The sequence below is a fragment of the Chitinophaga sp. genome (genome assembly GCF_017745275.1).
Classification (GTDB): Bacteria; Bacteroidota; Bacteroidia; order Chitinophagales; family Chitinophagaceae; genus Chitinophaga.
Genome location: NZ_JAGHZS010000007.1, coordinates 865,539 through 880,067 on the forward strand (window position 1 = coordinate 865,539; position 14,529 = coordinate 880,067).

At 46.8% G+C, this 14,529-nt stretch carries 11 protein-coding genes; 3 read left to right on the top strand and 8 right to left on the bottom strand.

Annotated elements, in window-relative coordinates:
* Positions 1-4: 4 nt before the first annotated feature.
* From J7623_RS23095 to J7623_RS23125, 7 genes are all read right to left on the bottom strand, one after another.
* Complete coding sequence (locus J7623_RS23095) at positions 5-1,030, bottom strand: histidine kinase (protein WP_291924840.1); 1,026 nt, start codon at positions 1,028-1,030, stop codon at positions 5-7.
* A gap of 284 nt (positions 1,031-1,314) precedes the next feature.
* Complete coding sequence (locus tag J7623_RS23100) at positions 1,315-2,013, bottom strand: SDR family oxidoreductase (RefSeq protein ID WP_291924841.1); 699 nt, start codon at positions 2,011-2,013, stop codon at positions 1,315-1,317.
* A gap of 73 nt (positions 2,014-2,086) precedes the next feature.
* Entirely contained in the window at positions 2,087-4,837 is a 2,751-nt protein-coding gene (mgtA, locus tag J7623_RS23105; RefSeq protein ID WP_291924842.1) for a magnesium-translocating P-type ATPase, read from the bottom strand.
* 191 nt (positions 4,838-5,028) lie between these two features.
* On the bottom strand, positions 5,029-6,396 hold the full coding sequence (locus J7623_RS23110; protein ID WP_291924844.1) for an ATP-binding protein: 1,368 nt from the start codon (positions 6,394-6,396) through the stop codon (positions 5,029-5,031).
* Complete coding sequence (locus J7623_RS23115; RefSeq protein WP_291924846.1) at positions 6,393-7,076, bottom strand: response regulator transcription factor; 684 nt, start codon at positions 7,074-7,076, stop codon at positions 6,393-6,395. The genes J7623_RS23110 and J7623_RS23115 overlap by 4 nt, the downstream gene beginning before the upstream one ends.
* Positions 7,077-7,205: 129 nt before the next feature.
* Complete coding sequence (locus tag J7623_RS23120; protein ID WP_291924847.1) at positions 7,206-7,661, bottom strand: hypothetical protein; 456 nt, start codon at positions 7,659-7,661, stop codon at positions 7,206-7,208.
* Between the two features lie 132 nt (positions 7,662-7,793).
* On the bottom strand, positions 7,794-9,170 hold the full coding sequence (locus tag J7623_RS23125) for a HAMP domain-containing sensor histidine kinase (RefSeq protein WP_291924849.1): 1,377 nt from the start codon (positions 9,168-9,170) through the stop codon (positions 7,794-7,796).
* A gap of 67 nt (positions 9,171-9,237) precedes the next feature.
* On the opposite strand from J7623_RS23125, the gene J7623_RS23130 reads away from it, so the two are divergent.
* On the top strand, positions 9,238-9,792 hold the full coding sequence (locus J7623_RS23130) for an AAA family ATPase (RefSeq protein ID WP_291924851.1): 555 nt from the start codon (positions 9,238-9,240) through the stop codon (positions 9,790-9,792).
* 95 nt (positions 9,793-9,887) lie between these two features.
* Here J7623_RS23130 and J7623_RS23135 read toward each other — a convergent pair whose 3' ends face one another.
* The gene (locus J7623_RS23135) at positions 9,888-12,338 is read right to left on the bottom strand and encodes a tail fiber domain-containing protein (protein ID WP_291924853.1); all 2,451 of its coding nucleotides are present in this window, start codon (positions 12,336-12,338) and stop codon (positions 9,888-9,890) included.
* Between the two features lie 390 nt (positions 12,339-12,728).
* Here J7623_RS23135 and J7623_RS23140 point away from each other — a divergent pair, with 390 nt between their 5' ends.
* A complete protein-coding gene (locus J7623_RS23140; RefSeq protein ID WP_291924889.1) occupies positions 12,729-13,229 on the top strand; it encodes a sigma-70 family RNA polymerase sigma factor in 501 nt (166 codons plus the stop codon).
* A 68-nt stretch (positions 13,230-13,297) separates the two neighbouring features.
* Entirely contained in the window at positions 13,298-14,446 is a 1,149-nt protein-coding gene (locus tag J7623_RS23145) for a FecR family protein (protein ID WP_291924855.1), read from the top strand.
* Positions 14,447-14,529 lie beyond the last annotated feature (83 nt).

Consider the following 14,529-nt stretch of genomic DNA (forward strand, 5'->3'; position numbering starts at 1 on the left):
GTGGCTAATTGTGATAGATATTCGTCTGTATCAGCGGAATAACCACCGTAAAAAAGCCATCTGCTGCCGTAATCCGGAGCGCTTGTTCTTTTTTCAACAACCGGTAACGTGTCCGGAGATTTTGCAATCCTGTTTTATCAGATGGCTCCTGCCTGACCTTTGGTTGTAAATTATTCTGAATATGCAGGTTATCGTCATCGTCTGAAAAAATGGTAATCGTCAACGGTTTATCCCTGGACACCACATTATGTTTCACCGCATTTTCCATGAGTAGCTGTAATACAAATGGTGGCAACAGGTACTGTTCCTTGCAGGGCGCCACTTCAATCTGTACTATCAGCGATTCCTCAAAGCGGGTACGGAGCATCAGCACATAAGATTCCAGGAAAATACGCTCTTCCCGGAAAGTGGTGAGTTCGCGGCTATTTTTTTTCAGGAGATACCGGTACACGGCTGCCATCTCTTCTACAAATGATTCCGCCTTTACAGGATCATTTACAATTAAAGCACTGAGCGTATTTAAGCTGTTAAACAGGAAATGAGGCTTTACCTGGTCTTTCAAAAACTGGTACTGGCTATCAAGATTACTTTTTTTGAGTCGCTGTGATTCCATAAATAACTGCTTCCATTGCGCCATATAATACAATGCCTCGTAGCCGCCTACCACCAGCAGGCTACAGAGAATAGTCAACCCTGCAATGAATGCATAATCGCCCATTGTCACCTGCTTATAAAAGCCAATCCATCTGCCAAAAAGCTGGTTAGCCAATGCCAGCATACCTAATAGCGGTGTTCCTATGACGATGATTAACCGTACCCGTTTTACCATATTGCGGTTACCCGGCCATTTGCGGCGGGAAAACAACACCAGGAAACGGCCTGCCTCGCCGGAGGCCACGGCATAAAATAGGGATATCAACACACCATTCACTGCAGAATCCCTATCGTGAATCAGCATGCTATAGAAAAAAAGCAAGAGGAACAGGAAAAGAAAAAGCGGGGCATACCCTCTTATTTTTCGCTCGTACATTTTTCGGGATTATGAAAACTAAGGTAGGTAAATTGATAGACAGGAAAATCCGTAGTACTACTGACTTCCGTTTGTCGGTATTTTGGGAGGGGCATACAAAAATGTAAAAGCAGAAAGCAGAAAGCAGAAAGCAGAAAGCAAAAAGCAAAAAGCTATTGTAGCGAGTGACAAGAGCGAATAGGTAATTAAATACTCGCTTCTGTCACTCGCTACAATAGCTTTTTGCTTTTTGCTTTCTGCTTTCTGCTTTTACGTATTTGTATGAGCCGTACTTTCTGCTCGAATTATATATTATGATCCTTCGGTAAAATCATTAACCGGGGGATTCTTACATGTGCGGGTTGTTGCATGATAAATCGTACCGTTCCTACAATATCATCCGTCGTTAATGGTTCGTGAATGCCCATACCTTCCTTCGGATGTACATTCCAGTCTTTATGCAACTCCGTCATTACCAGGCCGGGTTCAATACATGACACCTGTATATTACTACCGGTAAGCTCCATACGTAATGCTTCCGACAGCGCTTCCATCGCGAATTTGGTGGCAGCATAGGCCCCTGCCGTAGGTCGTACTTTTGTACCCAGTACACTGGACATATTGATGACATGCCCGAATCCCTGTTGACGAAAACGTTTCAACAATTGATACGTTAGCCGGATAGTAGCGGTGACATTGAGTTGTATCATATCAGTCACCTTATCGATATCGATCTCTTCAATGGTGCCGGTAGCGATGGTACCTGCGCAATTAAAGAGGTAATCGCAACGACCATATTTTTCATACACAGTGGAGATCAGTTGATCCTGGAAAGCCGCGTCCGATAAGTCGCCGGTAATGGTAGTGACGTTCCTGGCAGGTAATTGCTGCAGCCGGTCTTCCCTGCGGGCTGTGGCTACTACGGTATATCCATCTGCCTGTAAAGCTTCAGCAATGGCATAACCGATACCACTGCTGGCGCCTGTTACTAAACATATTTTCATTTACTGCTGGATTTCTGTCAAGATAATAAAAATAGCTTTTAGCTGCGCGGTCATCCATTGTCTTTCGCAGTGCTCATAACCACTGGTTAAATCTTTTGATATACCAGTTCTTGATAAGCTGTGTAAGCATGCAGTAACTAAACAATACTGCGATCAGCCAGGGGAAAAAGGACAACGGCAAAGGCTCCATTTTCAGTGAGGCTGCAAACGGTGTAAACGGAATCGCTATACCGATCAGCATAATCAGGCTGGTCAGCGCCACCACCGGCGCGGTGGCCCAGCTCTGGATAAAAGGTATTTTACGCGTGCGGATCATGTGTACAATCAACGTTTGCGATAGCAACCCTTCTACAAACCAGCCCGCCTGGAACAACCCCTGATGCTCTGGTGTTGCCGCTTTAAACACATAGAACATGATCGCAAAAGTGGCATAGTCAAAGATGGAACTTACCGGGCCAATGAACAGCATAAACCGGGAAATGTCGCCAGCATTCCACTTCTTGGGCTTGTCTATAAAGTCCTGGTCCATTTTATCCCAGGGAATAGATACCTGTGAGATGTCGTACAGCAGGTTTTGCACTAAAATCTGTACCGGCAGCATGGGAAGAAAAGGTAATAATGCACTGGCGCCAATCATGCTGAACATGTTACCAAAGTTGCTGCTGGCGGTCATTTTGATGTACTTGATAATATTACCAAATGTTCTTCTGCCATAGATCACTCCTTTGCGCAATACCATCAGGTCTTTTTCCAGCAGGATGATATCGGCGCTTTCTTTGGCGATATCTACGGCGGTGTCTACACTGATGCCTACATCCGCATCCCGGAGCGCCGCGGCATCATTAATACCATCGCCCATGAAGCCTACGGTATGTCCTTTTGCCTGTAACAGCTTTACAATTCTTGATTTCTGTACCGGCGTGAGTTTGGCCAGGATGGATACCTGGTCTATTTTCCGGGTAAGCGTGGCATCATCCAACTGTGCAATATCGTGGCCCAGCAATACATCTGAGAAAGGAATGCCTACTTCGCGGCATATTTTCCGGGTAACAATTTCATTATCGCCGGTCAGTACTTTTACCTGTACGCCCAATTGCTGCAATGATTCAATAGCCACTCTTGCAGAAGGTTTCGCCGGATCGAGGAAGCCGATAAAGCCGGTAAGTACCATGTCTTTTTCGTCTTCCACGGTGTAGGTGAGTGCGCGGTCATCGAACTCGCGGATCGCCACCAGCAGCACTCTGAGGCCTTCTTCATTAAGTTTGCCGGAAATACGCAGGATCTTCTCCCGTACGTTTTCATCTATTGGAATAATTTTATCTGATTCGATGTGCAGCTCTTTATCTTCCCCCGGATCAAAAGCATGGGTGCATAGTTGCAGCATCTCCTCTACAGCGCCTTTGCAGATGAGCAATTGCTTACCGTTGCGCTGTTTCAGGATCACTGACATGCGGCGGCGTTGGAAGTCGAACGGTATTTCATCCGCTTTCAGATAATGTTCTTCCACTTTCAGGTAGTCGTGCAGTTCCACATGTTCCAGTACGGCCACGTCCAGCAGGTTTTTGAGACCGGTTTGATGATAGCTGTTGAGATATGCCCACTTCAGTACTTCTTCATCATCTTCCCCAAAAATGTTGAGGTGTCTTTCCAATACAATTTTGTCCATGGTGAGGGTACCGGTTTTATCGGTACACAGTACGTCCATGGCGCCGATGTTCTGGATGGCATTGAGGCGTTTGATGATTACTTTGCGTTTGCTCATGTTCACGGCTCCTTTCGCCAGGTTGGCGGTAACGATCATGGGCAGCATTTCGGGGGTCAACCCCACTGCTACGGCAATGGCAAACAACAGCGCATCCCACCAGTTTCCTTTTACAAGGCCATTGATCAGGAAAATGAGTGGTACCATTACCAGCATAAAGCGGATGAGCAGGTAACTTACTTTGTTCACCCCTTTATCAAAGCTGGTTTCCGCGCGCTTGCCGGTAATGGATTTGCTGAGGGAACCAAAATACGTTTGATTACCGGTGTTCACGATCACTGCGGTAGCGGCGCCACTTACGATGTTGGTACCCATGAAGCAGATATTATCCAGTTCCAGCACAGTTTTATGAAAAGCGTCGGGCACGGGGAAGCTACGCTTTTCCATGGGAAGCGATTCACCGGTGAGCATGGCCTGGCTCACGAACAGGTCTTTCGACTGCACCAGGCGACAGTCTGCCGGGATCATGTCTCCGGCAGAGAGGAAAATAATATCTCCGGGCACCAGTTGCTTGATGTCTGTTTCTGTTTTCTCTTTCGACTTACGTATAACCGTGGCCGTAGTCCGCACCATACTTTTCAATTGTTCGGCTGCGCGGTTGCTGCGGTATTCCTGGAAGAAGCGAAGCAGGGAACTCACCATCACCATGATACCCACCATGATCACCGTTTTATAGTCCCCTTCCCCGGGAGCAGCCATCCACACATCTGTGATGAATGAAATAAGGGCGATGGCCAGCAGGATGGCGATAAACGGGTTAACGAAAGCCGTCAGCAATTGTTTGTACCAGGCAGGCGCTTTTTCATGGTGCACTTCATTTAAGCCGATCAGGGTTAAACGTTTGCGGGCTTGTGTAGGAGATAAGCCATCAGGGTGACTATCGAGTAAAGCCAGGTAGGTGTCCTGGTCTGCCGCCGCTACCTGTTGCAGTTTGCTGGTAGCGGATTCATCGTGGCCACCGGGTATGATCTTCCTGATATCAGGCATGCCGGACTTCCTTCTGAAAGCATAGTTGCGTACGAAATGTGGGTGCTTGTTTACAGCAGTTGATAAGTATAACACAGCGCTATATTTTTCCTGCTGATAGGCACAGCAGCGCTATGAAGATCAGGCAGGAGATGAAAAAATAAAGTAACGTTCCGGACCAGCGTCCATAATTTTTTGTTTTATTGCGATGCAAATGTATGCCTGCACGATGATAAGGGCAGTTAGAGGTTGGACAGAATTTTATTAGAAAATTATTAGAACGGGGTTTACAGGTGAGGAAGGATCACAGTAAAGGTACTGCCTTCCTGCAGCCGGGAAGTTACGCTGACAGCGCCCTCGTGCATCCCTATGATCTTTTCTGTTAAAGAAAGGCCAATGCCATTACCACGGGTGAAGCTTTGATTGGCGCCCCGGTAGAAAGCGGTGAATATATGAGGAAGATCTGCTTCGCTGATGCCAATCCCCTTATCCATAAAGCGTAGTATAAGATCGGCTTCGCCGTAACGGATAGATACCGTGCACTGGTGATCCGGCGAGAACTTACACGCATTTTCCATGAGGTTAATAAAGGCCACTTTCAGGAGGTATTCGTTTCCGTTGACGGAAATCATATCATCTGCCTCTATTTCCTGCTCAAATACAATATCTACTTTATAGTCATCGGCTGATTTGATCACGGCATCGCGGGCGTCCATGAGTAATTCATCTACCCGTAATACTTTACGGCTTATTTCTGTATGGTCATAATTGGCTTTTGCCATATCCAGTAAGCCATTGGACAAACGCACCAGTCGCCGTGCATCGGCCAACGCGAGGCTGATGACCTCTTTATATTCTGCCGGGGTTCTGTCTTTCGTTAATACAATCTGCAGTTCTCCTACAATAGTCGCGAGTGGGGTACGCAGTTCGTGGGAAATATTGCTGACAAAATGTTTCTGCGCATCAAAGGAGTGTTCCAGGCGATCCAGCATTTTATTAAAGGTGGTGGCCAGTTCTCCTATTTCATCTTTTTCATTTTGTACGGGCACCCTCAAATCCAGGTTGGTAGCGGTAATTTCTTCTACTTTATCAATCATCTCTTCCACCGGTTTCAATGCTTTACCCACAAAGAAATAGCCTGCAAGGATCGTGAGACCAATAATACCGATGAATGAGAAAATGAGGCTATATCGCAGCCGTTCCAGTCGCTGCAGTCCATATTTATCGATAGCGGCTGCCGTGATCACATAGTGGTGGCCGTTATGTTCATAGAGCAATCCTACTACCTGTAGCGATCCCTGCTCAAACAGGATGGTTTGTTGCGCCAGGATTTCGTTGATCATCTGCGGAGTTTCCTTCACCTTATCGATTTGCACGGCGTCATGATACAGGAGATGAAAAGCGGTATCATAGATGGCTATTTCTTCGCCGAACAATGCATTATCTGCATTTTTATACATGAGCTGTAGAACGTTGGGCGGCACATGGGCATCCAGCAGCATATTGGCTTTGGTGATGGCTTCCCGCTTCAGGTGTTCGTAATAATCCGCTTTACGGGCATTGGCAGACGACACATACACGAATACCGCGAATGCGAGCAGCAGTACTCCGAAAAGTACCAGGAACAATAATATGAGCCGGACCCTTATTTTCACTCTGCTTCAAATATAAAACCCATGCCGGAGCGGGTATGGATTAGTTTTGTCGGAAAATTTTTATCTATTTTCTTCCTGAGATAGTTGATATATACGTCAATGAAGTTGGTGCCGGAATCGAAGGTATCCCATACTTTCTCGGCAATTTCGGTGCGTGACAATACCCTTTCCGGATTTTTCATCATATATTCCAACAGGCGGAATTCCTTTGGTGTAAGGGAAATAACCACCTGGTTACGTTTTACAATTTTCGTTTGCAGGTTCATTTCCAGGTCTGCAAAGCGCAGCAGGAAACCCTGGCTATAAGTATTGGTATTGGCCTGGTTCCGCTTGATCAGCGCGCGGATGCGGGCATGTAGTTCCCGGAAATCAAAAGGCTTCACGAGGTAATCATTGGCGCCGGCATCGAAGCCTTCCACTTTATCGTCTGTAGTGCCCAGGGCGGTGAGCATAATAATGGGGCAGTCCGGCAATACGCTGCGTATCTGCTTGCACAGATCCAGCCCGTTGATCTTAGGCAGGATGAGGTCCATGATGATAAGATCGAAGGATTGGGACAGGGCCAGTTTTTTCCCCATCTCCCCATCGTAGGCAAGGGATATCAGGAAGCCTTGCTCTTCCAGTCCCTTTTTTATCATTTCCGCCATCCTTTGTTCATCTTCAATTACCAGGATCTGCATAAGCCTTGTTTAGGAGACAAAGGTAGAGGAGAATTACGAATTACGGATTACGGATTACGGATTTATGGGGAGATAAGAGCGGATGATCTTTGCTGATATCTCCGCACAAATCCGTAATTCGTAATTTCTTTACTGGAATCCTTTCCATTCCTCAAACCGCTGATCTATCAAAGGTTTGATGCGGTCATAGTTTTCCCAGGTATCTGCTACGGCATATAAATTGAAGTCCGTTGAATGCTGCCTGAATGCATTTTCGTAGTCCTCGAAATAGCTGGGGTATTTAGCGGCAGCGGTTTTCTCTTTACGGGCATAATATGATTTAGCGAAATCATTGCCTGTTTGATCCAGGTCGTCCGTTGTAAATTTCTCATCGCAGTTGGCGATCAGGTATTGAGCGCCGGTTAATGTTCTGTTTTTCACCTTTTCAATATCTTCTTCGCAATCGTCGGTTTGTTCTTCCGACAACAGATCATGTTCAATGCACCAGGTTAAGAACATACCAATATGCGTAGCGGCATTGGCAGGTGGTAAGTCAGCAGGATAGTTGCCCCCGTAATGCCAGGAAGCATCGTCATATTTGGCCATAGGTATATATTCAATTAGCTTGTCTGTGCGTATGTGCGGTAACGTTATATACTGCCGAAGGTGGTTGTCGGCATGCAAATATAGAATAAATTAATAATCCTTTAGGAACAAAGTTTTTTGCGGCGGCGCGGGTTAATTGGCGGCAGTAGGTTCATTAGCGGCAGCAGGTTCATTGGCGGGGATATCGCCCCGGCGGAGTTGTATGATAAAGGTGGTACCGTTTTCCGGTGCACTTTCTACTGTGATGGTACCATTATTAAGTTCGGTAAACTCATGACAAAGCAATAGTCCTATACCGGCGCCTCTTTCGCCGGTGGTGCCATAGGCGGGTTGCTGCTGGGAGGTAAACAGCGTTTTCAGTTGCTGCATATCCATGCCAACGCCATCATCAACGATACGAATAAAGACCTGCTCCTCTGTTTGCCACGCTGTTACCGAAATTTTTCCGCCGGCATAACTGAATTTAAGGGCATTGCTGAACAGGTTACGGAGAATAACAGATACCTGGTCTCTATCGGCGAATAGTGCGGTACTTACCGGCACCTGTACATCCACCTGCATATTTTTCTGTTGTATCACCAGTTCAAAGAAAAGTAATATCTCGCTCATCACGGGTGCCAGCAAAAAATGCCGGGGCCTTGTCTGAATACCTTTCATACTACGGGTACTCCAGCGCAATACGTTATCCAGCGTACCTCCCAGCTGGGATACCTTCTGATGCAGGGTGGCGGCAGCTTCCTCCATATCATTCCGCGGATACTGGCCCTTCTGGAACATATCCAGTAAGCTCTCCAGGGTAGATAACGGGCTACGGATATCATGCGCCACAATGGAAAATAGTTTTTCCTTGTCTTTATTCATGGCCAGCAGCGCCTGCCGCTGCTTTTCGATTTCCTCCTGGTAGTCGGACTGTATATATTTAAAGAAGAGTAACGCTATAATCATAGAAACCAGGGATACCGCCACATTGGTCCATTCCCGTTGTTGGGGTACAGGAGGTGCCAGGTACCACGACTGCGGCATAAATATAATCAGCAAAAAGGCCGACAGGATCAAAATGCTCAGGCATCCTATCACCCATTTGTTGTCATATATCATCACGGAGACAACCAGGATGTTTAACAGGAAGTATTCCGCACCATTATGAAAATATAAGCCGGTAAAGGTGTATAGCACCACGCTGAAGAAAATGAGCACAATCCTGGCGCTCAGGTACATCCGGTATTTATGCAGGAGCAATACCGCCACGGCAGTGGAAGTGGTCACTGCATTCAACGCTGATAACAGGTACCTGCCCTGGAAGGCATTTATAATGCAATAACTGATCATGAAAGGAATACAGGGAAGGGATAGCAGGTTGAGTAACATGGTACGCCTCGCCTCAATAAAGGGCATGGTAGGATAAACACCCAGAAGTACGATGTGATTCCAGAAGTTCACCGCCGTTTGATATATGAATCGTTTTGGCCCCTGCAGCATATATGCAGCAAAGATACTCCGAAAATTCACAGTTTTACCTATATTGCTCCTTCTTCCTTTTCCGCTTCTCACATTATTATTTTCCAAATATCATAGCATGAAAAAAGACAATTTGTTTGTCATCACCGGTGGCCCGGGGATGGGCAAAACGACTGTAATTACTGCTTTGCAGGAATCAGGTTATACCTGTGTACCAGAAAGTGGCCGGGATATTATTCAACAACAGGTAGCCAGTGGCGGCGAAGCGCTTCCCTGGCGCAACCGCGAGGCATTTGCAGCACGAATGTTTGAGCAGGCGCTACGCGACTTTCAGGCACAATCGGGGCAAATGCCCCCGGTATTTTTTGACCGGGGCATTGCTGATACCATCGGCTACCTGACGCTGTGCGGGCTTCCAGTACCCGCATTAATGAGCGAGGCCGCCCGGCAGTACAGGTTTAATAACCGCGTATTTTTCACGCCACCATGGCCGGCCATATACGAACAGGATAACGAACGAAAACAGTCTTTTGAAGAGGCGGTACGTACTTATGAGCAACTGCTACGCACCTACGAAGAATTGGGCTATGAAGTGGTGATATTGCCGAAAGTCAGCGTAGCGGAGCGGGTGCAGTTCATTTTATCTGTAATAGATGATGCTTGTCAGATATAGCAAGGCAGTGGAATATGCGATACCCGTCAAACAAAAAGCGTAAAGAAAATAACCTTTGCTGGTTACCTCCTTTACGCCTTCCTGATCAATATTGTTTATTTTTTTGTGCCCGCCTGTTCAATAGCGGCCACTCTTTTCGCCAGTTCTTCCAGCTTAGCAGCTAACGCTTTGTTCTCTGCTTTCACGGCGTCATTTTCTTTTTGCAGTTGCTGATTTAATTCCTGCACCGCTTTCATGGTGATGGCGAGAGAGCTGTTGGTATCGAAGCGGTCGTGCCCTTTGGTGGCAAAGTGCCAGTCGGTGCTGTCGGCAATAATACCAATGCGAACATTTTCCTGTTTATCATCCTTATAAATAAACTGTTTGATCTGTACCTGCATCAGCAAGCTCAAAGCATCTTCGGTAAATGGCTGGATATTTTTCTTCAGGCTGGCAAGGGAGTTTTGCAGGAAGCCGGTAGCATTCAGGTTACCGGAGGCGTCGCGCTGGGCAATCGTGCTAGCTGCGGTCGTAATAGAGGGCGTATAAGTTTTTACCAGGTATCCCCTACTATCGGTGCTTACCAGCGCGGCGCTGGCAAAGTCTACAAATCTGTATCCGACGCTGTCTATCTCCAGGGTCTTTTTATCAGTAGCAGTAGATCCGCCCATTATCCTAACCGGTCTAAACATATTGTTGCTCCTGTTAAAACCATCAAAAATGGCGTACCCGCCTGTATAACCTATTTCTGCTGCCGGGCTGTTGGCCGGATCCAGGGAACTGGTATACCAGCCTTTAAACCTCCCCTGTCCATTCCACTCCTGTCCTCCCTGTGAAGTAAGCCGGCTAACGAGTGTAGTACCACCATAATATTTCCAGCTATAGTTTAGCGTGGGCTGTGGTACAGAAAACCAGGTTGCCCCTGACTCTACCCCAATAGAAAAGTTAGTACTGGTATCTGTAGTTCGTGTATAGAGTAATAACTTGGTACCCGGCCCCGCTGTATTTAACGCCGGTGGTGCTACTCCAACTGAATTAAAACTGATAATATTAGATACGGTATCAGAAAGCAATACCAGGCCAGTGGATACCAGCATAAAGTTTTTGGACAAGGTAAATTGTCCCCCTCCCAGTGCGCCTAGTGAAATATTTCCTTTATCACTCAACAAACTTACATCACCATTTACAGAAGATACTTTTCCTACGTATCCTACCCGTACGGTATCATTCTTTTCCATAAATGCAATATAGGAGCTATTGGCATTGCCGGTACCGGTACCACGAACCCGGGAGGAGCTGGCCGCGATAAATCCATTCGCCATTTCTACAAAACCTCTGCCGCGTGTAATCCTTAATGGTGAGTCAATTAAGTTACCATTTCCATCATGACGATTGATGGCAAGATCGCTGCCCTCTAATCCCCCAGTTTCTGCGTTATTGCGGGTAAACGACCATCTCCTGTTTTTGATGTCATTTGGATCCAGTGCTCCACCATAAATCTCCAATTGCCCGGCACCTGTAGCACCGAAGGTCTTTATTTTTGGGAAAGCTGCCGCACCTGTTACCTGCAGGTCTGCAGTTTTGGTTGTTCCGGCGACCTCCAATAAGGTGGTCGGTGTAGTGGTGCCAATACCTATATTTCCTGCAGTAGTGATGCGCATACGTTCCGCATAAGCGTTTAATGCAGTCCTATTCCCAAATACCATATGTGCGCCATAGCCCTGACCATCTGCCGTGGATACTACTCCCAAAAAGGCTCCCTGGTAAATACCCGAAGGTATCATCGACTGCATACCGAATCCTGAGAAACTATTTGTCAAACCCGTTGCATTCGTTACATACACCATACTGCTTTTTGGAGTTGGCAAAGTAGCAGATACTGGCTGATAAGTCATATAGCTGGTATCTGTTACCGCTAAACGTACATTTGGAGAAAATGGATAATTGGCATTGATCATTAAATTACCAGTTCTTAAGCCCGATGGAATAGCGGCAATACCACTGGATCTTTCTATAGACAGCGCAGAGTTCAGAAACTTACCGGTATTTGAATATCGGAATATGCGAAAATCTGCACCACTGTCGACTGTTCCCTCAACACCCAATAGTCCTAATGACCAACGCAGATTTCCTGCAGCGGCGCTTCCATTGTACATATGATAGTGCGCTTCCCCATCCCAGTCACTGCCGGCAGTACTTCTAAGAAAACGTCCTTCCAGCGCCAGGGCGAGTCCTACTCCATTAATGTTAAAATTACCGGCCTGTAAACTGGTATCATTGCGAATATAACTTTGATTCCCCCAGGTACCCAGATCCACTGTATCCTGTCCGGGTATAGCCAACAGGTTCCCCATCGCTTTCAAACGAATACGCTGAAACTCCGTACGCCCGTTCCCTTTATTAAACAAAAATCCCGGTACCCCTTTGGTCCGGTTTTCCAGGATTAATTCCGCAGTATCGCAATTGCTGTAAATGCGGACACTATCGGCCCGGATCTGGTATACTTGCTGTGCTTTGGAAAGAGTGCTCACACAAAGGAGCATCAACAGGACAGATAAATACTTCATGAGGTATGACATAGATAATAAGAAGAAATTATGGGTAACACTTTCTCGATTGTATTATTAATACATTTCACAGGAAAGGGCTTTCATTCCCAATGGCCAAGCCTATCAGGATTTTTTGCATGCCAAAAATACATAATACCTTTGAAAAATATTAATGTGCGGAAAAACTATTTTTTCTGCATCTTTGCTGGTACCATTCCGTAACGCGGAGTATTAGTGAACAACAACTGACACCAACAAACCCCCACCAGGTTTATGTAAATACTAACAATGCCGGGCAACCACCGGCACTATGAACTATTAATATTTGACAGTGGAAAATTCAGCTACACGTGATGAGAAAATGTTGCTCTCCTGTATCGCTTCGGGAGATGAACGACCTTCAAACAACTGTTTGAGCAATGGCATCCTTTACTGGCTACACATATTTACCGGGTCACACAATCCCGTCCACTTACGGAAGAAATAGTTCAGGACGTATTCCTGAAAATCTGGAACAACCGGGAAACACTGGGCGACATCCGGCATTTCTGGTCCTGGCTGCTGGTGATTTCCCGCAACCATGCCCTCAACGCCCTGCAACGCAAAGCCCGGGAATATAAACACTGGGAACAATGGGTAAAAGATAACGCCACTGAAGCCAACAGCATAGATCCTACCCACAGCTTTTACACACTGATTGATGAAGCCATTGATCAATTATCGCCGCGCCAGAAAGAAATTTACCTGCTGCACCGGCACGAACGTATGACCTACCAGCAAATTGCCGTCCACCTGAACATTGGCAGGGAGACGGTAAAAACGCACCTGGAGTCGGCTACCAGGGCCATTTCCAAACACGTGAAACTACAACTGGCGGTGACAATGACGGCCATTCACTTATTATTATAATTTTTTTTCGCCCCCCTCCCCCTTTTTGATCCATGACTTTGTCCATCATATGGAGAAAGACTATCATTATGGATCAGCAACAGCTGCAGGAACTTTTTGAACGATATTATAACCGGACTGCCACGCCGGAAGAAACGGCTGCGCTGATGGCGCTGATAGAGCAAGCCCCCGCAGAAAAAATTGCGGAGCTGATACACGCACAGGGGCTGCAACTGACGGCCCCTGAACCGGTGATTACACCGGATACGGCCGACCACATCTTACAAAATATTTTAACCGGCAACAGTACACCTGTAAAGCGTTCCACCTGGTGGCCCTATGCCGCTGCCGCCGCCGCGATACTGCTGCTCATCTTTGGCATCACCTGGCTGATGCGCGAAAAAAATACACCGCCGATAACTAAAGCACCGCTGGCTGATATTGCTCCCGGCAAAGAAAGCGCTACCCTTACCCTCGGCGACGCTTCTGTAATAACACTGGATACCGCCGCCAACGGCATTCTCAGTAAACAGGGTAACACCGCCGTGCATCTTGTGAACAGACAACTGATTTACTCCGGCAGCGCCACCAACACCGCCACCACCTATAATACCATTAGCACCGGGAGGGGAAACCATTACAGCATGGTACTCTCCGACGGTACCAAAGTATGGCTCAACTCCGCTTCCTCCCTCCGTTTTCCGGTTGGCTTTTCAGGTAAGGAACGATTAGTAACGGTTACGGGAGAAGTATACTTTGAAGTAGCTGCTGATGCCCAACATCCCTTCCAGGTGCAGCTGCCACGCAAGGGTACTATTACAGTACTGGGGACTCACTTTAATGTACATGCATATGACGATGAAAACGATATCACTACTACCCTGCTGCAAGGCATGGTACGCGTGAATAAAGGCAGCCAGCAACAGCTGCTACAGCCCGGGCAACAGGCTATCATCAACGAACAGGCAGCAATAGGCTTACGCCAGCAGGTAGATCTGGCGCAGGTGATGGCCTGGAAAGAAGGATACTTCTGGTTCAATGACACCGACATCTACACCCTGATGAAACAAATTGCCCGGTGGTATGATGTAGAAGTACGCTTCACCGGAACAATCACCAGGGATGGCTTCTCCGGAAAAATATCCCGGAATGTACCGCTATCAAAAGTGTTGCAAATACTGGAATTAAATGGAATTCACTTCCAGGTAACAGGAAAACAAATTACGGTCATGCCATAAATAGATATCAGCCAAAAAGAAAAAGCCGGCAGTGTTCCCGCACTACCGGCCGAATTCAGGCAAGTTTAAAACTAGTCGCTTAA

Excerpts from the sequence above, each read along its gene's own strand:
- J7623_RS23095 (WP_291924840.1), bottom strand. The coding sequence starts at position 1,030 with ATGTACGAGCGAAAAATAAGAGGGTATGCCCCGCTTTTTCTTTTCCTG.
- J7623_RS23100 (WP_291924841.1), bottom strand. The coding sequence starts at position 2,013 with ATGAAAATATGTTTAGTAACAGGCGCCAGCAGTGGTATCGGTTATGCC.
- J7623_RS23115 (WP_291924846.1), bottom strand. The coding sequence starts at position 7,076 with ATGCAGATCCTGGTAATTGAAGATGAACAAAGGATGGCGGAAATGATA.
- J7623_RS23120 (WP_291924847.1), bottom strand. The coding sequence starts at position 7,661 with ATGGCCAAATATGACGATGCTTCCTGGCATTACGGGGGCAACTATCCT.
- J7623_RS23130 (WP_291924851.1), top strand. The coding sequence starts at position 9,238 with ATGAAAAAAGACAATTTGTTTGTCATCACCGGTGGCCCGGGGATGGGC.
- J7623_RS23135 (WP_291924853.1), bottom strand. The coding sequence starts at position 12,338 with ATGAAGTATTTATCTGTCCTGTTGATGCTCCTTTGTGTGAGCACTCTT.
- J7623_RS23145 (WP_291924855.1), top strand. The coding sequence starts at position 13,298 with ATGGATCAGCAACAGCTGCAGGAACTTTTTGAACGATATTATAACCGG.